This window comes from Kitasatospora sp. NPDC058406 (assembly GCF_042722765.1).
Taxonomy (GTDB): Bacteria; Actinomycetota; Actinomycetes; order Streptomycetales; family Streptomycetaceae; genus Kitasatospora.
In genome coordinates, this window is the sequence record NZ_JBHXKE010000054.1 from 22477 (window position 1) to 41782 (window position 19306).

Annotated in this window: 16 protein-coding genes; 7 read left to right on the plus strand and 9 right to left on the minus strand. The window is 74.4% G+C overall.

Annotated elements, in window-relative coordinates; all coding sequences use genetic code 11:
- Positions 1-43 precede the first annotated feature (43 nt).
- The gene (locus tag ACFWOG_RS13325; protein ID WP_380357832.1) at positions 44-955 is read right to left on the minus strand and encodes a ribokinase; all 912 of its coding nucleotides are present in this window, start codon (positions 953-955) and stop codon (positions 44-46) included.
- Positions 956-1085: 130 nt separating this feature from the next.
- Between ACFWOG_RS13325 and ACFWOG_RS13330 the strand changes: the two genes are divergently transcribed.
- A complete protein-coding gene (locus ACFWOG_RS13330) occupies positions 1086-2078 on the plus strand; it encodes a LacI family DNA-binding transcriptional regulator (protein WP_329949939.1) in 993 nt (330 codons plus the stop codon).
- A gap of 428 nt (positions 2079-2506) precedes the next feature.
- Here ACFWOG_RS13330 and ACFWOG_RS13335 read toward each other — a convergent pair whose 3' ends face one another.
- Together ACFWOG_RS13335 and ACFWOG_RS13340 are read right to left on the minus strand one after the other, a co-directional pair.
- Positions 2507-3040: an EF-hand domain-containing protein gene (locus tag ACFWOG_RS13335; RefSeq protein WP_380357836.1), complete on the minus strand. Its 534-nt coding sequence runs from the start codon at positions 3038-3040 to the stop codon at positions 2507-2509.
- A gap of 329 nt (positions 3041-3369) precedes the next feature.
- A complete protein-coding gene (locus ACFWOG_RS13340; protein WP_329949938.1) occupies positions 3370-4233 on the minus strand; it encodes an oxidoreductase in 864 nt (287 codons plus the stop codon).
- Between the two features lie 123 nt (positions 4234-4356).
- On the opposite strand from ACFWOG_RS13340, the gene ACFWOG_RS13345 reads away from it, so the two are divergent.
- Positions 4357-5235: a LysR family transcriptional regulator gene (locus tag ACFWOG_RS13345; RefSeq protein ID WP_329949937.1), complete on the plus strand. Its 879-nt coding sequence runs from the start codon at positions 4357-4359 to the stop codon at positions 5233-5235.
- Between the two features lie 48 nt (positions 5236-5283).
- On the opposite strand, the gene ACFWOG_RS13350 is transcribed toward ACFWOG_RS13345, so the two are convergent.
- Entirely contained in the window at positions 5284-6231 is a 948-nt protein-coding gene (locus ACFWOG_RS13350; RefSeq protein ID WP_380357841.1) for an AraC family transcriptional regulator, read from the minus strand.
- 96 nt (positions 6232-6327) lie between these two features.
- Here ACFWOG_RS13350 and ACFWOG_RS13355 point away from each other — a divergent pair, with 96 nt between their 5' ends.
- Positions 6328-7050, plus strand: coding sequence for an SDR family oxidoreductase (locus ACFWOG_RS13355; RefSeq protein WP_380357844.1), 723 nt, complete (start codon positions 6328-6330; stop codon positions 7048-7050).
- Between the two features lie 184 nt (positions 7051-7234).
- Here ACFWOG_RS13355 and ACFWOG_RS13360 read toward each other — a convergent pair whose 3' ends face one another.
- Positions 7235-8164 (minus strand): NAD-dependent epimerase/dehydratase family protein, encoded by a 930-nt coding sequence (locus tag ACFWOG_RS13360; protein ID WP_380357847.1) that lies wholly within the window; start codon positions 8162-8164, stop codon positions 7235-7237.
- A 114-nt stretch (positions 8165-8278) separates the two neighbouring features.
- Between ACFWOG_RS13360 and ACFWOG_RS13365 the strand changes: the two genes are divergently transcribed.
- Both ACFWOG_RS13365 and ACFWOG_RS13370 read left to right on the plus strand, forming a co-directional pair.
- The gene (locus ACFWOG_RS13365) at positions 8279-9217 is read left to right on the plus strand and encodes a GlxA family transcriptional regulator (RefSeq protein WP_380357851.1); all 939 of its coding nucleotides are present in this window, start codon (positions 8279-8281) and stop codon (positions 9215-9217) included.
- 86 nt (positions 9218-9303) lie between these two features.
- Positions 9304-9828, plus strand: a complete 525-nt coding sequence (locus ACFWOG_RS13370) for a GNAT family N-acetyltransferase (RefSeq protein ID WP_380357854.1) — start codon at positions 9304-9306, stop codon at positions 9826-9828.
- Positions 9829-9987: 159 nt separating this feature from the next.
- On the opposite strand, the gene ACFWOG_RS13375 is transcribed toward ACFWOG_RS13370, so the two are convergent.
- The 4 genes from ACFWOG_RS13375 to ACFWOG_RS13390 form a co-directional block, all read right to left on the minus strand.
- On the minus strand, positions 9988-11031 hold the full coding sequence (locus ACFWOG_RS13375) for a hypothetical protein (protein ID WP_380357857.1): 1044 nt from the start codon (positions 11029-11031) through the stop codon (positions 9988-9990).
- Between the two features lie 783 nt (positions 11032-11814).
- Positions 11815-12066, minus strand: a complete 252-nt coding sequence (locus ACFWOG_RS13380) for a hypothetical protein (protein ID WP_380357860.1) — start codon at positions 12064-12066, stop codon at positions 11815-11817.
- A gap of 110 nt (positions 12067-12176) precedes the next feature.
- Positions 12177-12578 (minus strand): hypothetical protein, encoded by a 402-nt coding sequence (locus ACFWOG_RS13385; protein ID WP_380357864.1) that lies wholly within the window; start codon positions 12576-12578, stop codon positions 12177-12179.
- A gap of 371 nt (positions 12579-12949) precedes the next feature.
- Positions 12950-14485: a trypsin-like serine protease gene (locus tag ACFWOG_RS13390; protein ID WP_380357867.1), complete on the minus strand. Its 1536-nt coding sequence runs from the start codon at positions 14483-14485 to the stop codon at positions 12950-12952.
- Positions 14486-14859: 374 nt separating this feature from the next.
- Between ACFWOG_RS13390 and ACFWOG_RS13395 the strand changes: the two genes are divergently transcribed.
- Both ACFWOG_RS13395 and ACFWOG_RS13400 read left to right on the plus strand, forming a co-directional pair.
- Positions 14860-18456, plus strand: coding sequence for a hypothetical protein (locus ACFWOG_RS13395; protein WP_380357870.1), 3597 nt, complete (start codon positions 14860-14862; stop codon positions 18454-18456).
- A 118-nt stretch (positions 18457-18574) separates the two neighbouring features.
- Positions 18575-19186 (plus strand): hypothetical protein, encoded by a 612-nt coding sequence (locus ACFWOG_RS13400; protein WP_380357872.1) that lies wholly within the window; start codon positions 18575-18577, stop codon positions 19184-19186.
- The last annotated feature ends 120 nt before the right edge of the window (positions 19187-19306 follow it).

The window sequence follows — 19306 nt, forward strand, 5'->3', positions numbered from 1 at the left end:
ACTGGGGGTGGTACCGAGGGAGGGGCGACGGAGGTGCGTTCCGTCAGGACACGGCGGCGGGGGCGTCGAGCTGCGCCGCGTACGGCATGGAGGACTGGGCGCCGAGCCCGGTGACGGCCAGCGAGGCCGCACGGACGGCGCGTTCGGCTGCGGCGAGCAGGTCGGCGCCGCGGGCTAGGGAGTCCGCGAGGGCTCCGCAGAAGGTGTCGCCGGCGCCGACGGTGTCGACGGCGTCCACGACGGGGGCCGGCAGGTGCACGGCGGGGCGGCCCGGCTGTTTGACCAGCGCTCCGTCCGCGCCGAGCGTCACGACGACGGCCCCGCAGGGCAGCGCGGCCCGCTCCAGCAGTTCGCGTGCGCCGTCCGGCCCGCTGGGCCGCTCGGCTCCGAGCAGGGTGGCGAGTTCGCCGAGGTTGGGGACGAGGACGTCGACGGCGGCCAGCACCTCCGGGGCGACCGGCCGGGCCGGGGCCGGATTGAGGACGACCGTGCCGCCCTGCTCCCGGGCCCGCAGTACGGCGGCGGCGGCCACCTCGGCGGTGATCTCGTGCTGGACCAGGACCACCTCCCCCGCGGACCGGGCCAGCCGCTGCGGAAGGTCCGCGACCGACAGTTCGGCGTTCGCGCCCGGGTTGACCACGATGGTGTTCTCACCGGCCCGGTCGACCACGACGGAGGCGATCCCGGTGATGCTCTCCGGCGCCGGGCGCACCGCCTCGACGTCCACGCCCTCGGCGGCGAGCGCCCGCAGGATGGGACCGGCGTCCGCGCCGACCCGGGCGACCAGACGCACCCGTGACCCGAGCCGGGCCGCCGCGACGGCCTGGTTGGCACCCTTGCCGCCGACGCCCTCGACGAATCCCCGTGCGAGCACGGTCTCGCCGGGGCGCGGCAGGTCCTCGACGGTCAGGACGAGGTCGCGGTTGACCGAACCTACGACGGTGATGGGCGGCATCCACACTCCTTGGGAGATCGATCTCCCACACTGTGGACCAGCCCCAGAAAACCGTCAAGTACCCTCGTGCTGCGCATTTCCGCCGGCTCAGACCCACTGAGCACGTCTCCGACCGCGAAGGACCACCCACGTGACAGCGCCCCGACTCCTCGACGTGGCAGCGGCCGCCGGCGTCTCCCGCGCGACCGCCTCACGCGTCCTGGCCGGCACCCCGCGCAACGTCGACGCGGACCTCGTCCGCCGCGTCGAGGAGGCCGCCCGGCGCCTCGGCTACCGCACCAACCACTCCGCCCGGGCGCTGCGGACCGGCACCACGGGCACCGTCGGCGTGGTCGTCCCCTCGCTCGCCAACCCGTACTTCGTCCAGCTCGCCGACGCCCTCGCCCAGCAGGTCCGCGCCGCCGGAGGCCAGTTGGTGGTCTCCGACGCCGCCAACGACACCGCCATCGAGGCCGAGCAGATCGAGACCCTGCTCGGCGGCCGGGTCGACGGCCTGCTCGTCGTCCCCGTCTCCGCCGGCGCGTCCGGGCCCGCCGTCCGGGCCGCCGCCGAACGCGCGCCGGTCGTCCTCTTCGACCGCTGGGCCACGGGCTCCGGCACCGTCGCCGTCACCCTCGACAACGCCGCCGCGATGCGCCTGCTCCTCGACCACCTCGAAAGCCTCGGCCGCCGCCGGATCGCCCTGGTCGCCGCCGACCAGGCGTCCTCCTCCGGCGCGGAACGCCTCGCCGCCTTCACCGAGGCCCGCGGCACCGACGCCACCACCGTGCTGCTGCCCAGCTTCACCACCGACGCCGGCCGCACCGCGGGCCGCCGCATCGCCGAACAGCGCGACCGGATCGACGCCGTCGTCTGCGGCGCGGACGTCCTCGCGGTCGGACTCGTCAGCACGCTGCAGCGCTCGGCGGTCTCCGTGCCCGGGCAGATCGCCGTCACCGGCTTCGACGACACCGAGCTCCTCGAACTCCTCGACCCGCCCATCACCTCCATCCGCCACCCGCTCACCGCGATGGCCGAGCGCGCCCTGACGCTCCTTCAGGCTCCGGCCGGCGAAAGGGAGGAGAGCGTGGAACGCTTCGCCCCGCAGCTGGTGGTGCGGGCCTCCACGGACGCGGACGCCTGACGGCGGAGGCGGAAACGGCGGAGGCGGCGGGCACCAGGGCGCCGGCGGCACGGCGCGGCAGGGCCCGCCCCCACCGCGGTGGGGGCGGGGGCGGGTGTCCCGACCCCGTCGGCACCGATGCACACGCCGGGGTCGGGGGGACGGGCGCCGCGTCGGCGGCCTCGGCCGCGGAGGGCAGCCCGTCCAGGTGCCCGGGAGGCGCGGGCGCGCCACGGTCAAGGAGCGCAGCCGGTCGCTCCCGCGCGGGCCGAACGCCGTGGCCGGGGCGCGGCTCGTCACCGAACGCGGCGGCAGCGGCTCCCGGAAGCCGCCTGCGGGCGCCGCTCGGGAGCCCAGGCCCGCGGATCACCGAGGGCCTGGGCGGGATCAGTCCTCGTCCGGGCGGCAGAACCTCGCCCCCGGCCGCCCGGACGACCGCCCGGCGGCCCTCAGCCCGTGGGAGTCCCGACCAGGCGGTCGCCCAGGATGCCGGCCAGGTCCGGGCGGTAGTAGTCCCTGATCGACTCGGCCCAGTCCGACACCGCCACCTGGTCCGTGCTCGTGGGTTCCAGGCCGTCGAACAGCGAGTGGATGTTCGGCAGGGCGAAGCCGATGGCCGTCATGACCCCCACGAAGACCGGTCGCTCGATCAGCCCGTCGCCGTCCGGATCCGCCAGGGTCGAGAGTGCCTCGGAGAACTCCCCGATCGCCTCGTCGAACCGCTCCGGCGCGAGCACGACGGCCTGGAACTCCTCGAAGTCGATCCTGCCGTCGCGATTGGCGTCGAGCTCCGTCTCCAGGCTCCCCCAGAAGGCCCGGAACGCACTGAGCATCGCGCCGTGCTTCGCGTCGGCGGCCCCGGGCACCGCCTCGATGACCCGCCCGGCCATCAGCTCGAAGTCGTCGGCTTCGATGAATCCGTTGCCGTCTGCGTCGAACAGGGTGAAAACACACCGAACTCGATCGACCGCTTCTGCCCGCATCGATGTCCCACTTTCCGGAGTCGCGAAGGAAGTCTTCCTCGCGATTCCATCAGGGCGGGCCCGGCGGGCTCCTGCGGATACGGACCGTTCACGCGAAGGAGTGAACGCGCGGCGGCTGCGCCGACGTCTTCGGCAGTGCACCCGCTCCCACCGATCGGGCGCCGGCAGGAACGGGCCGCTCGACGGTGAGCAGCGGCAGGCCGTCCACCGGCAGGGGCGCGGTCCGACCCCGGAGCCGCGGTGGGCTCCGGGGTCGGTGCGTGCTCGCCGACCGGCGGCCACGGCCGCTGCGACGCCGTGTCCCGACGATCCGGCGAGGCCCGTGCCCGTCAGGCGTCGAAGTCGGTCCCCCGGCCGACCGCCTCCCAGTCCCGGACCTCCTTCTCCGCGGCGTCCAGGTGACCGAGGATCGCGTCGACGGCGTCGTTCCCGAGGGCGAGCCGCAGCGGGGTCCGCTCGTCGTCCAGGGCGGCCAGGATCGCGGCGGCGGCCTTGGCCGGGTCGCCCGGCTGCTTGCCGTCGCTCTCCGGCAGTGCGGTGCGCAGCGGGCCGACCACCGACTCGTACGCGGGGATGGCGGCCGCCTGGGCCAGCGCGCCCGCTCCGGCGAAGGAGGTGCGGAAGGAGCCGGGCTCCACGATCAGCACCTTGATGCCGAACGGCGCGACCTCCTGCGCCAGCGCCTCCGAGAGGCCCTCCAGCGCGAACTTGGTGGCCGAGTAGGCACCCACCCCGGCGAAGGTGAACCGGCCGCCCATGCTGCTCAACTGGACGACCGCGCCCGAGCCCTGGGCCCGCATGTGCGGCAGGACGGCACGGGTCAGCGCGGCCGGTCCGAAGAAGTGAAGCTCCATCAGGTCGCGCAACTCGCGGTCGGTGTACTCCTCCACGGCGCCGATCAGCCCGCGCCCGGCGTTGTTGACCAGGACGTCGATCCGCCCGTACCAGAGCAGGGTGTCCGCCACCACGGCGGCGATGCGGGCCGGGTCGGTGACGTCCAGCCGGACCGGGACGACCCGGTCGGGGTGGGCGGCGACCAGCGCGTCCAGCGTCTCGGGCCGGCGGGCGGCCGCCACCACGGTGTCGCCGGCGGCCAGCGCGGCCTCCGCGATCGCCTGGCCGAAGCCGGAGTTGGCGCCGGTGATCAGCCAGACCCGACCGGCCGCGGTCGTCTCGGGGGTGGTTCCGGTCATGGGGGTGCCTCCGTAAGGCGTGACAGAACTCGGTAGTTGACGGACTCTTTTATGTCAGCCAGGGATCGAGGACGTCCAAGACAGAACCCTGGTCGATCGATAAAGACGCTTTATGATCACCGAGTGGAGTTACGCCAGCTGCGGTACCTGATCGCGATCGCCGACGAGGGCAACCTCGGCCGGGCCGCCGCCCGCCTGTTCGTGAGCCAGCCCGCCCTCTCCTACGCCCTGCGCAGGCTGGAGACCGAGCTGGGGGTCCGTCTCTTCGACCGCCACTCCGGCGGAGTCACCGCCACCGCGGCCGGGCTCGACGTGCTCACCGAGGCCCGCCGCACCGTCACCCAGGCGGAGCGGATCAACGCCGCCGCCGAGCGGCACCGGCGGGCGGCGAGCGGGGTGCTGCGGGTCGGCTTCGAGGCCAGCGGTGCAGGCGAGTTGACCACCCGGGCACGCGCCGAGTTCGCCCGCCGGCACCTGGGCGTCCGGGTCGAGCCGAAGCGCTTCGACTGGGGCCAGGAGGCCGACGCGCTGCGCGACGGCCGAGTGGACGTCGCCTTCGTCTGGCTGCCCGCCGACCTCACGGGGCTTCACCACGAGACCGTCCACACCGAGCCGCGGATCGTCGGGCTGCCCACCGGCCACCGGCTGGCCGGGCGCGCGGGCATATCCGTCCTGGAGGTCAACGACGAACCGCTGATGTGGACCGAGCGCGCACCCCGCGCCTGGGTCGACTGGTGGGCGGTCAACCCCCGCCCGGACGGTTCGACGCCGCGCTGGGGGCCGACCAACGACAACGTCGAGGAGATGCTGGAGCAGGTCGCGGAGGGCGCGGCCGTCTGCTTCGCCCCGGCGAGCCTGGCCCGCTACTACACCCGCCCGGACCTCGCCTGGGTCCCGCTGACCGACGTCGAGCCGCTGCGGGTCGCCCTCGCCTGGCCGGCGGGCGAGGACAACCCGCTCGTCCACGGCTTTGCCGCCGTGGTCCGCGAACTGGCCGGCTGAAACGGCCGACCGCCCGGGGCCGAGAGCCCGGACCCTCGCCCGGGAGGATCAGCCCGGCGCCGCCCGCGAGGCCGACGCCGTCCGCCGCTCGCGCCGGTAGGCCCCGGGCGGGGCGCCGAAGTGCCGCTTGAAGGCCTTCGCGAACGCGAATTCCGAGGTGTAGCCGGCGTTCCCGGCCACGGCGCTCAGCGAGTCGGCCGTCTCGCGCAGCGTGCGTGCCGCGACGGCCATCCGCCACGTCGTCAGGTAGCTGAGCGGTGGCTCGCCGACCACCGTGGTGAACCGCCGGGCGAACGCGGCGCGCGACAGCCCGGCCCGGCTCCCCAGCGATTCGACGGTCCACGGATGCGCCGGGTCGTCGTGAATCGCCCTCAGCGCCGGGGCGATCAACGGGTCGTCCAGTGCCGCGGCCCAGCCCCGCGTCCGCTCCCCGGGCAACTCGGCGTACCAGGACCGCAGGATGTAGAGGAGCAGCAGGTCGACGAGCGCCGTGACCACCGCGTCCGAACCCGGCCGCGGCCGGTGGATCTCGGCGCAGAGCTGGTCGACCGCCGAGCGCAGCGCCGGATGGCGACCGGGGCCGGCCGGGAGGTGGACGACCTCCGGGAGGTCGCCGAGCAGCGGATGCGGCCGGTCGATGTCCAGGTGGTAGGCCCCGCACACCAGCACGCTGCGAGCGCCGTCGCCCTCGACGGTGAAACGCCCGATCGGCGAGGAGGTGTCGACGCGCTCGGGTTCGAAGGCGACCGGCTCGCTGGTGACCGCGTCGCAGATGGCGTGACCGGTGCCGCGCCGCAGGAACACGACGTCGCCGGGGCCCAGGGGTGTCGGATCGCCGCCGACCGGCAGGAGGTAGCAGCGCCCTTCGACGACGACGTGAAATCCGGCTCCCGCGACGGGCTGGAAGCGCACACCCCACGGCGCCTGCGCGTCGGTCCGGACCACGGACGGACGCCCGGTGCGCAGGGCCGCGAGCGTGTCGCTGAGTATGTCCATGCGCTCACCCTAAGGCGCTGCGATCGAGACGATCGGACAGAGAATCGAGACTTCGTGTCATTCACTGTCTCGATCGCCACACGTAGCGTCCTCGCCATGAACAACACATCAGAAACCCGGCGTGTCGTCGTCATAGGTGGTACCTCCGGCATCGGATTCGCCGTCGCGCAGGCCGCGGCGGCTGAGGGCTCGAACGTGGTCGTCGCCTCCAGCAGCCGGGACCGGGTCGACCTGGCGGTGAGGAAGCTCGGCGACCCGGCCGAGGGCGTCCTGCTGGACGTCGCCGACGAGGCCGCCCTCGTCGCCTTCTTCGACCGGATCGGCGAGTTCGACCACCTCGTCTACACGGCGGGCGAGCCCCTGCTGCTGAAGCCGCTCGCCGACCTCACCGCCGAGGAGTCCCGAGCGTTCTTCGAGCGCCGCTTCTGGGGCGCCGTGCTCGCCGCGAAGTACGCCACACCGAAGCTCCGTTCCGGCGGCTCGATCACCCTCACCTCCGGCGCCTTCGCCACCCGGCCCGTCCCCGGAGCCTCGCTCGGCGCCGGCATCACCGCCGCCGTCGAGGGCCTGACGCGAGCCCTCGCCCTGGAACTCGCCCCGCTGCGGGTCAACGCGGTCCGCCTCGGCGCGATCCGCACCGAGCTCTGGGACAGCACCGTGCCCGAGCCGGAGGCCTTCCTCCGGGCGCAGGGCAGCGGCCTTCCGGTGCAGCGCGTCGGCAGCCCCGAGGAGGCTGCGGCGGCCTACCTCTACCTCCTGGGCAACGGCTACGCGACCGGCACGGTCCTCACCCTCGACGGCGGCGCCGCCCTGGCCTGACACCGGGCTGCTGTCGGACCGGACCGGCAAGCCCGGTCCGACAGCCTCGGGCGCCACCCCCGGCACGTCGTCCGCCGGAGAAACGGGAGCCACCCGGACAGGGGCAGGGCGCGGAATCCACAGGGCCCCCCGGACGATCCACCCGCCCGGCCGCCACCCACCGACGCACCGCGGACGTCGGACGTCAGACGTCGCGTCGGCCGTGCTCCTGCGCCATCTCCGCGAGGACGGCGTCGAGCGGGGCCGGCGCGACGTTCAGCACCTCCGCGGTGAAGGACGCGTCGAGGATGCTGGGGCGGTCGTACAGGTACAGCGTCTCCGGGAACTCCGCCATGACCGAATCGGTCCGTCCGATCTCCTCCAACTCGGCCGTCGTCATGTGGGTCAGGTCGGGGCCGGGTACGGCGGCCGTCCGGGCCAGGTGGGCGGCCAGCTCACGGACCGGGGCGTGGGAGGTGGACGGCACGTGCCAGGCCCGGCCCCAGGACCTCTCGTTCCGGGCGGCGGCGATCAGCGTCCGGGCCGCGTCACCGGTGTAGGTCCAGCTGTGCGGGGCGTCGAGATCACCCGGGTACGAGACGGACGCGCCGCTCAGCACCCGCTCCCCCACCATGAGCGTGAACGGCGAGTACGCGCCCGCGCCGAGGAAGTCGCCGGCCCGGACCTCGGTCACCCGCACCCGGCCCGCCTCGTGGGCCGAGAGCGCGTCCTGCCACATCCGGGCCCGGACACGGCCCTTGACACTGGTGGGCGCCATGGGAAGGTCCTCGGTGACCGGCCCGTCGACGGGTCCGTAGCCGTAGGTGTTCCCGAGCATGACGTAGTCCGCTCCGCCGCGTTCCGCTGCGGTCAGCAACGAGGTCGCCAGCGGTGGGAACTCGGCCGGCCACCGGTCGTAGGCCGGCATCGCGCAGTTGAACAGGGCCGCCGCCCCGCGGGCCAGCCCGCTCAGCCGCGCGGTGTCGGTGGCGTCGGCGGCCACCCGCTCGATCCGGTCGTCCACCGGCCCGCCGCCCCGGCGGGTGACGAGCCGGACCTGCTCGCCCGCGTCCGCCAGCAGCCGTGCGGCGGCCGATCCCGTGGATCCGGCCCCGACGATGACGTACAAGGACACGTGTTCACTCCCTGGTCGAAGAGTTGGGACGGGCCCGCCCCAACGCCCCCACCCTCCGCCACGGTTGATCCGTAAGGTAGTGGCCCGAATGCCAAACATCCGGAGGTTCGGGCCATGCACCGCGTTGCCGTCGTCGCCGTCCCCCCTGCCACCACCTTCGACCTGTCGATCCCGGAACTCGTCCTCGGCGAGACGAGCATCGACGGCCGCCCCGGCTACCGGGTGCGCGTCTGCACCGCCCGCCCCGGTCCCGTCGTCACCGGCAGCATGCAGGTCACCGTCCTCCACGGGCTGGAGGCCGTCGACGACGCCGACACCGTCATCGTGACCGGCACCGGTGCCCGCGACGACATCGACCCGCGCGTCCTCGCGATGCTGCGCCACGCGTCGGCCGCGGGAAAACGCATCGCCTCGATCTGCACCGGGGCGTTCGTGCTCGCCCGGGCCGGGCTGCTCGACGGCCGCAGCGCCACCACCTACTGGGCCAAGTCCGAGGAGTTCTCCGCCCGCTTCCCCGCCGTCCGACTGCGGCCCGACGTGCTCTACGTCGAGGACGGCAACGTGCTGACGTCCGCAGGACTGTCGGCCGGCATCGACCTGTGCCTGCACCTGATCCGCTCCGACTACGGCGCCGCGGCGGCCAACGCCGTCGCCAGACTGGTGGTGGCGGCACCGGTGCGGCCCGGTGGGCAGGCGCAGTTCATCGCGACGCCGCTGCCGCCCGAGACAGGCATCTCGCTGGCCGCGACCCGGGCCTGGGCGCTCGACCGCCTGGACGAGCCGCTCACCCGCGCCGACCTCGCCGCTCACGCGAGGACCAGTGTGCGCACGCTGGCCCGCAGGTTCCACGACGAAACGGGTCTGAGCCCGCTGCAGTGGCTCCTCCACCAGCGGGTGATCCGGGCGCAGGAACTCCTGGAGACGACCGACCTGTCGATGGACCAGGTCGCCCGGCTCAGCGGCCTCGCCACCACGGACTCCCTGCGCCGGCACCTGGCGCGACGAACGGGGCTCGCTCCCAGCGCGTACCGGGCCGCGTTCACGCAGCGGTGACCGGCCGCCTGCACGGACCGGCCCGGCACCGATCTCCTCCCCCCGGCCGGTACCACGGCCGGGCCCGGGAACGTACCCTGCCCGGCATGACCACTGAGATTCGTCTTCGGCCCGCAACGAGGGAAGACCTTCCCGTCCTGGACCTCCTGAACAACTCCGGTCCGGAAACGGCCTCGGCCTTCGGGTGGTTCGGATGGAACGATCCGGCGCGTCTGACGCGCCGCTGGGAGGAGAACGGGCTGCTGACGCCCGACTCCGGGAACCTCGTGGTGGCCGAGGGCGACGAGGTGCTCGGTCACGTCTCCTGGCACCGCTCCCAGCAGGGCCCGCTCAACCACAGCTGGAACATCGGCGCCGGGATCCTGCCCGAGGCCCGCGGACGCGGCGTCGGGACGACGGCCCAACGACTGCTCGTCCGGTACCTCTTCGCCCACACCCAGGTGAACCGGATCGACGCCAGCACCGATGTGACGAACGCCGCCGAGCAACGTGCGCTGGAGAAGGCGGGTTTCACCCGTGAGGGCATCCTGCGAGGCGCCCACTTCCGGAACGGGCGGTTCCACGACATGGCCCACTACAGCATCCTGCGGCACGAGGTGGCCCTCGACTGACTCTCCGACGCTTCGCCCGTGAGGCGCTGCGCCCGGCGGCGACGGCCCGGCGCGGCCGTGACCTCCCGACCGCGCGGGAGGTCACGACAGAACGGCACTGACGCCTTCCCCTATGGTTCGCCCACGGGTGCTTCACTGGGGCGGAGCCGACCGCCCCGGTCAGGCGGGCGGGCCGGACCAGATCACGTTCTTGCGCTGCGACCCGAGGCCGTGGTCGATCCCGACGGAGAACGGGTCGGCCGCGCCGGCCGGCAGCGCGTACGCGGACACGCCGGTGGCCTGCTCGCCGGGCGCGAGGGAGCCGGGGAGGATCTTCATCCGTGCGCTCCCGTCGATCAGGGTGAAGACGGGACCGCCGTAGGCGTCCCTGACGGAGGGCAGCCCCGCCCCTTCGAGCGAGACGCCCTGGGACCCGGTGTTGACGACGGTGATCGTCACCTGGACGATCTTGGCGTTCTTGGGGGCCTCGAAGACGGTCGTGCTGGGGACGTAGCGCTCCGGCGCGGCCATGGTGACCTTCAGCCCGTCCGGGTACGTGTAGGACTGGCCGAACGACAGACGCCTGGCCCTCTCGTCCGCAGCCGCCTTCTCCCGCTCGGCCGCGATCCGCTGCCGCTCCGCCTCGATCCGCTGCTTCTCGGCCTCGGCCCGTTCCTTCTCCTGCGCCGCCCTCGTCTCGGCGGCCTCGATCGCGGCTTCGGCCCGGACCCGCGCGGCCTCCTCCTCCGCCTTCCGCTCCTGGTTGACCGCCCGGAGCTGTGTCACGACGAACACGCCGGCACCCGTCGAGACCAGCAGACCGGTGATGCCCAGGATCACGCCCGCGAGCGCCGCCGCACGGTTGGTCGCGAGGCCCTTGCGCACCTGCCCCAGGCCGACGGCCCCGAGGATCACGGCGAGCAGGGCCGGCAGCCAGGACAGCCAGAACAGGATCACGGCCAGGCTCAGCGTGGAACCGACGATCCCGAGCACCATGGCCGCGGTCCCCAGAGAGTTGCGGGGCGGCGGCACCGGCATCGGGTACGGGGCCCAGGGCGGCGGACCCGCCGCCGCGAACGCCGGGGCCCCACCGCGGTCGGCGGCGTCGCCCCGGTCCGGACCCGGCGGAGTCCACGGGTCGTCGCCGGTCGTGTCCTCGACGGGCCGCGGGCCGGTCGTGTCCTCCACGGGCGGCGGGCTGTCGGGCGGGGCGGGAACGGTCATGCGAAATCCTTCACGCACGGGGAGACGAGGAGCGCCTGTCGGCTCCGGGGCCGAAGCCCGGCCCGATCCGGCGACGGCAGCGGCCCGGCGTCCGCACGGCCGTCACCCGGGTAGGCAGAACCGCACGTCAGAGGCTGTCGTGGGACACCGGGAGCACCGGCGGGTGATCAACATACAGGGTCCCGGGAAACAGCCCGCCACCGGCGGCCCGACGGGACCCGGGGCACCGGCCGCCGCCGTCCCCTGTCCGCGTACGGCACCGCCCGGACGGGGGCGACCCGCGCGGTGGCCGCCCCCGCGTCCGTCATGCCGAACCCTGCCCGACGACGCGTTCCGGCGCTACCGTCGACGCGGGCCGAGGAGCGCGGGGACGAGCAGCGGGCACCCGCGCGGCATGCGGTCGATCACGGCACGGACAGCGTGGGCGACGACGACCGGGGAGGGCCGACGGCTTCGTGGGACGCGTGGTTGGAGACGTTCGACGAGGTGTACGGCGCGCTGCCGCGGTCCGTGCGAGCGACCTGCCCGGGGTGCGGGAGCGCGGCCGGGAGCCTGCACCTGCTGGACCTGACCTCCGACCCGGCGAAGGAGGCAGCGGCTCCTTCTGGTGCGGCGACTGCCGCTACGGGATCGCGCTCCGCCGCTGCCGGATCCCCCGGGGCGCGCAGGTGGTGGGGTACGACACGCCGGAGGCGGAGCTGCCGGGGTCACTGCCGTCGGTACGGCTCGCCCCTCCGGCCTGACCCGGCCGGGCTCCGGCCTCCGGTGCGTGCCGCACGGCGGTCAGCCGAACAGGCCGGTGAGCCTGCGCCACACGGAGGCCGGCAGGACGTCGGGGCTGCCCGCCCGCCCGGCCTCGGCGGCCCGGGGCGTCGCGGGCACCGGCGCCGGGTCGGTCGACGGCCCGCCCGCAGGTGCGGCGGCGGGCGCTCCGCAGGGCCGGGCGGCGGACGGCGGAGCGGGAACGGGTTCGTGGACGCGGACGGCCTCGGCACGCACCAGCGCGCCCATCGCGGCATAGACATCGAACGGCATGACGGATCTCCTGCGGTGTGCGGAGTCGGACGGTGGTCGCGGCAGGCCGGGGCCGGTGCGATCGGCGGCGACACCGCCCACGCGTCCCGGCACCTCCCGGCCGGGCACCGTCAGCAGCGCAGGACCACCTCGCGGACGGGCCCGACGCCTTCACCGGTCCTGGGCCGGGCCGCCCCCGCGTCGGGTCGCCGCTCCGCTCCGTCGCCGTGGGCCGCCGCCGTCCCGGTCCGGACGGCCCGGTGGACGACGACGCCCGCCGAGACACCCACCCGGTCACGGCGTCGTTCGCTGGGCTCGGAGCAGTTCTCCGGATCGGGCGCGCCGGGCGGCGTCGAAGGGCCACCCTCACCTGCGGGCCGTTCCTGGCCGACTGCGCAGTGGCCGCTCGCCACGCGCTCCGGGAAGCCGCTGTCGGCTCCCCCGCCGAGCAGCGCGAGCGCGAGTGCGACACCCATCAGCACCACGACCGCGAACCGGGCCGTGGAATGGCCGAGCCGGGTCGTACGCCCCATGGGTCATCCTCCAGGAATCCGCTCCCAGCCAACTCCGGACGGGCCTTGGACCACCCGCCGAAGCGCACCCGCCTCACCCATCAGGGGAGCCGATTCACCCTGACGGCGTACGTCGAGGACGTCTGCCGGTCACTCTCCGTAAAAGCACTCCCGCTTCAGGCCATGCCTGCCTTCTCGTCGCCGGCGCGGAGCCCGGCGCCTGAGCACGACCCGGACCGGGTGCCGGCCGCCCGTTCGTGACCGCGGCTCCGCACCGCCGGCGCATCGCGCGCGGGCCCGCCGGCGCATCGCGCGCGGGCCCGGCAGCGAGAGCGCCGCCGGGCCCGGCCGGGGTGGCGTGCTTCAGCGGCGGCCACCCGGGTCCTGCGGGGTCACAGCCTCCAGACCTGGTCGTTGTAGGACGGCACGCAGTCGTACACGCGGGCGGGGTCGGAGCTGTCCTGCCAGGCGAAGAAGACGAGGCAGCGGTTGTTGTGGGTGTTGCGGATCTGGTAACCCTGGTCGACCTTGTCGAGCTGCCAGACCTGGTCGGCGAACTGGGCGTCGCAGAACGTCTGAAGAGCGGCCGCTCCGTTGTCGGGCGTCTGCCACGGGACGTAGAGGCAGCGGTTGCTGTAGGTGTTGCGGACCTGGTAGCCCTGCGCGACCTTCTCCACCCGCCAGAGCTGGTCGGTGTACTGGGGGTCGCAGAAGCTCTGGCGAGCGTTCGCACCGTCGCCCGGCGTCTGCCACGGGACGTAGAGGCAGTTGCCGTTGTGGACGTTCTTGATGGAGGCGGTGCGCCAGCGCACGCTCCGCACCCAGTCGGCGAGGACGTCGGCGCGGGTGCCGTGGGCGCCGGTGCGGGTCTCGGTGGCCGGGACGCCGAGGCAGCCACCCTGCCAGGAGCGGCTGGTGACGGCGACGAGCTCGCCCTGGCCCCCCGTCTCGCGGATCACGGGCGCGCCGGTGTCCCCGAGGCAGACGGTGGCGTCGGCGGGCGCGGTGGCGGCGAGGTCGATGCCGGCCGCCTCGACGGCGCCCACGCCGAAGGTGGCGGTGTGGGGCGCAGTGGGGGCCCACACGGTCCTGGTGCGCCCGTAGCCGGCGACCTTCAGTCCCTCGCCCGGGACCGGCGCCGCGGTGGCGACCGCGAGCGGGACGACGGCGGTGGCGGGCGAGGCCAGACGGGCCATCACGAGGTCCCGGTCGGCGTGCGGGACCAGCTCGGTCACCTCCGAGGTGTGCCCGCCCGCCCCGTTCAGGTCACCGCGGCCGACGATCGCCGTGGTCCTCTTCTGCGGCGCACCCGCCGGCACCGCGAGCGACTGCGCCGGGTTCTCGGCGAAGCAGCTCGCGGTCGTCAGCACCCAGTACGGGTCGACCAGCGTCCCGGTGCAGGTGCGGTTGCCGACGCCCAGCTTGGCCAGGTACGGCCGGTCCGAGGCGCCGGTGCCCGGCGACGCGGGGCCGGTGGCGGTGATCTCCAGCAGGGTGTGGGCGCGCCCCTGGGGGTCCGCCGCCTCCCCGACCGCGGTCCACAGGTGCCGGTCGACGGTGAAGGAGGTACCGGCACCGTCGACGGACATGGCGACGCTCACGTCGCGCACGCCGTCGCTCTGGATGCCGTGGACCCGCGGGACCTCCAGGCTCAGGTACCCGGTCGCGCCCGTCATGCGGAAGCAGAGGTCGTCCCGGCCGCGCGCCATGATCCGCAGCAGGCCGCCCCCCGGCGCACAGGGCGCCAGCACGATGTTGCCGTTGCCGGCTTTCAACCGCACGCCCCTCTCGGCGAGGATCCGGTCCGCGTCCGGATACGAACCGTCCTCGACGACGAACGGCGCGGCGGCGGTGGGCGTCGCGCCGGCCGGTGTGATGCCGAAGGCCCCGTAGAGCAGCGACATCCCGATCGCCGCGCCGGCTGCCACTATTCGAGAAGAAACCCTCATTTCGGGCTCCTCACCCCCCATATCCCTCTGGCTTGAATTCGACTTCCCCGTCATCGGCACGGCGACCGGCGGCGGCCCGGGCGGTGCCGCGCGGATGCGCCGGCACCACGTCCCGGCCGCCGACCTGCCGGGATGACGGGTCATTGATATCACCTCGGCCGCTGAACGAACCCCGACTGTCCGCAATGTGATGGATAGTAAATTATGGGTCGGATGCGTCCATTGTTCTGACAAATTCGACGGAAACCCGCCGCGCGTCGAACGCGTCATGAAATCATTCGCCCCGGGGGGAAGTCGTTCACCCCAATCGGTTTCGTGACGAACTGACTGATTTCGAGGGGATCGAGGGGATTATGCAACAGCAGATACCGCGGGGGCGTCGGAAGGAGTCCCCGCACGCCGGACCGGCGCGCCGCCTTCTGGCGGGCATCGCCGTGCTCGCCCTCGCGGCGGGATCGCTGTCCGCCGCCGCCACCGCGGCGGCGGACACGCCCGCATCACCCGCCCCCGGCCCCCGGGCCCAGGCGGTCGCCGAGTGGAAGTCGGGCGGAAAGGCGGTCCGGGCCGCCGCCGGACAGGCACTCACCGGATCGGACGGCGAGATCGCCGCGTTCCTGGAGACCGGGCGCGCGATCGCGGCCGAGGAGGACGACCGGCTCGCCGTCCTCCACCTGCTCAACGTCAGCGGCCCCGGCGTCCGGGAGGCCGCGCAGGCGGCGCTCGCCGGCACGCCGCAGCAACTGCGTGCCTTCCTGACGACCGGCTGGACGGCGCCGTTCACGGAGGACCGCAAGGTCGGCATCCTGCGGGCCATGAACACCGGCGGGACCGCCGTGAAGGAGGCCGGCCAGCTGGCGCTCGACGACGGCTCCCCGGAGGCGGCGGCCCGGTTCTTCGCCACCGACCTGCAGAAGGCGCAGGAGGAGGACGACCGGGTCCGCGTCCTGCGGCTGCTGAACGTCGGCGGCCCCCAGCTGAGGAAGGCCGCCAGCGCCGCCCTGGACGCCGGCCCCGCAGAGGTCCGGGAGTTCCTGCGCGAGGGCCAGAACGCCGCCCGCGCCCAGGACCAGGAGGCCATGACGGTCGGACAGCTCGTCGAGGCGGCCCGCCAGGCGGGCGCCGAGGCCGCCAAGGAGACCGCGTCGGCCAAGGAGGCCTCGGGCCGCGCCGTGGACTCCGCACGCCTGGCCAAGGAGGCCGCCCAGCGGGCCGCCGCCGAAACCGCCGCCGCCCAGGGATCGGCCCAGAAGGCGACGGCGGCCGCGAGCCGGGCCGCGGACGCCGCCGAGAGCGCGGCCACCGCCGCCCGCACCGCGATCACCGCAGCCAACGCGGCCAGCAGTGCGGCCCGCACCGCGGCCTCCGCGGCCTCCGCCGCCGCAGCCGCGTCGGCCGCGGCGGGCCGGGCCGCCGCCCGTGCCTACCAGGCCGCGTCCGCCGCGGCCCAGGACCAGAACCAGGCCGCCGCCGCCCGCGCGGCCGCGCAGACCGCCCGCGACGCCGCCGTCGGCGCCGGCAACGCGGCCCAGTCCGTCTTCCAGGCCATCGGCGCCCTCAACGAGGCCCTGACCGCCGTCGGCGAAGCACTCGACGCCGGCTCCCACGCTGCCGCCGCCGCCACCGCCGCCACCGCCGCCGGCGGCAACAGCGCGGTCGCCCAGGCCCAGGCGAACCGCGCGAACGCCGCCGCCGCCAAGGCCCGGCGCCTGTCCGCCACCGCAACCGCGGCCTCCAACACCGCCAAGGCGATGGCCGGCCGGGCCCTGACCGCCGCCCAGCAGGCCCGCACCGCCGCCAACGAGTCCGCCGCGCACGCCAACGCCGCCGCCCGGGCCGCCCAGGACGCGGCCGACCACGCCGGCCAGGCCGGCAACTGGGCCAACCTCGCCACCGAGCACGCCAACGCCGCCGTCCAGGCCGCCGAGAAGGCCACCACCGCCGCGAACCAGGCCGACCAGGTCGAACAGACGGCCCGCCAGGCCGAGACCGTCGCCCTGGAGAGCGACCGCGACCTGTCCGTCCAGTACGCGGAGGAACAGAAGCAGCAGTACGTCGAGCAGCAGTCCGCGCAGGCCACCGAGCGCGCCGAGTCACTGCGCCAGGACGAGGAGACCAAGCAGCTCCTCGCCGAGGCCACCGCCCCCGCGGCACCCACCGAGACCGTCCTCGTCAAGGGCCGCAAGGCGGCCCTGCGTCTGCTGGAGACCGGCTCGCCGTGGACCGAGCGTGCCGCCGAGGCGGCCCTGGCCGGCACCGAGACCGACGTCCGGCAGTGGCTCGCCGGCGGTCGGAGCACCGCGGCCGCCCAGGACGACTACACCAAGATCGCCGCCCTCGCGGCGAGCGGCACCCCCGCGCTCAAGACGGCAGCCCTCGCCGCGCTGGACACCGGCCCCGGCGAGCAGGCGGCCTTCCTGGAGACCGGCCGGCACACCGTCCTGACCGACGACTACCGCGTCCAGATCCTCGCCCTGATGAACAGCGGCGGAAAGGCCGTCAAGGAAGCCGGATCGGCCGCCCTGGACGCCAACTCCACCGAGGCGTTCCGCGTCTTCCTCGCCACCGGCCAGCACCTGGCCCGCGAGGAGGACGACAAGGTCGAGGCGCTCAGGCTCTCGGCCACCGCCGGACCGCGCGTCAGGGCCGCGGCCCAGGTCGCCCTCGCCGGACCCGCCCCTCTCCTGCGCGACTTCGTCGCCGAGGTCCAGCACAAGGCCGCCACCCGCGACCAGGACGACGCCGTCCACGTCGCCGGCATCCGGCGCCTGGTCGCCGAGGGCAAGGCCCTCGCCGCCACCGCCACCCAGAACGCGGCCCAGGCCGCCGAGGCCGCCGCCACCGCCAGGGGCGCCGCCGCCGAGGCCACCGGCTACGCGGCCCAGGCCGCCGCCTCCGCGCACACCGCACAGCAGGCGGCCGACCAGGCCTCCGACGCGGCCAGGTCCGCCGACGCCTCCGCGCGCCAGGCCGCCGAATCGGCCACCCGGGCCAGGAACGCGGCCGCGTCGGCGAACAGCTCGGCCGCCCAGGCGACCCGGTCCGCCCACCGCGCCGCGAACTCCGCCGCCACCGCCGCGGCCTCCGCCCGCGCCGCCTACGACTCGTCGTCGCGCGCGTACGCCTCCGCCGTGGCCGCGGGCAAGAGCGCCGGCGAGGCCCTGACCCTGGCCGGCGAGGCCTTCGGCCACGCCATCACGCTCGCCCAGCAGGAGGCCAAGGCCAACGCCACCGCGCCCACCTCACCGGGCACCCCCGGCGACCCGGGCACCGGCCCGGGCGACGAGTTCGAGCCGGCGCACCCGGAAGAGCCGATGGACCTCGAAGGCGGGCTGTCCGCCGCCGACGCCGCCACCCTGGCCCTCGACATCATCGGCATCTTCGACCCCACACCGATCAGTGACGGCGCCTCGGGCCTCCTCAGCCTCTTCCGCGGCGACCTCGCGGGTGCCGGCCTGTCCGCGGTCGCGATCATCCCGTTCGCCGGTGACCTCTCCAAGCCGGCCAAGATCGCGAAACTCCTGGGGAAGAACAGCCACATCGCGAAGCGGGCCACCGACCTGGAATGGGTGAAGTGGGCCGCACAGAGCCTCAAACACGTCTCACCGGCCAAGCTCGGCGACGGCGTGGCCACGCTCAACACACTCGCCCGCGACGCCAAGAAGGGATACACCGCGAATTCCCGGTCCGCCGCCATCAGGCACAACCTGCCCACCGACCTCGAAGGGCCCGTGCCCTTCGTTCCGCCGAAGGGCTGGATGGGAAAGCCCGAAAGGGGCGGCGGCTTCAGGGACGCCTACGGAAATCTCTGGAAGAAGGCGGACGACGGGAAGGACGAATGGGATGTCCAGGTGAAGAAGGGAACGAAGTTCTCCATCTTCTCCAGCGGTAAGAACCAGGGCAAGGATTTCGAACACGCCAACATCTCCCCTTACGGCTACGTCACGCACTGAGACGAAACCCGCCCGCCGCCGTCGGCCCCGGCACCCCCGCCGGGCCGGTGGCGGCACCCACCGACCCCAGTAGAATCCGCGCACGATTCGACCACCGACTCGGGAAAGCGACCGAACGATGCCCCTGGCCCCTCACCGCCTCGTCTGGATGAACCTGCGGCTGGAGGCCCCCGCCGAGGAAGGCCCGCGGCTGACCCGCGCCGTCGCCGACGCGCTCGCCCCCCTCGGCCGCGTCACCGTCACCTCGCGCGGACCCCACTGGCGCACCCCCTCCCTGCTCCTCCTCGACGTGGAACTCACCCCCTCCGCCTCCACCACGCACTGCCTCCTCGCCCTGGGACTGCGCCCGGACGAGCACGGCGACTGGCCCCGCTGGGAACGTACGGCGCGCGGGGACGTCTTCCTCCACCCTGCGGTCCGCGGCGCGGAGGTCGGTGAGGAGGAGGCCGCCACCGCGCCCCCCTTCGCCAACGGCGACGTCGTGACCATCCTCGACGGCCCCACCGCCCGAGAGCAGTCGCTGGTAGGCGCCCGGGGCGTCGTCCACAACTCCTTCTACGCCACCGACCAGCCCGACCCGCTGCTGCGCCACTGGTACCACCAGGTGATGCCGGACGGCCGCGAGCAGCTCGAACCCTTCCGGAGCGCCGAACTGCGCGCCACCGGCCACCGGGTGGCCGTCGACGAGGAACCCGCCGCGGAGCACGTCGCCACCGCGGGCAGCGTCTGAGTACCGCCCGCCCCGCGAGGTGCCCCCACCCCTGACCGCCACGGCCCTGACCCGCGAGGGCAGGCGGCCGGGCGCGAGAACCACCCCCGCCCCCGCCACCCGCCGGACCGGCCCACCCCG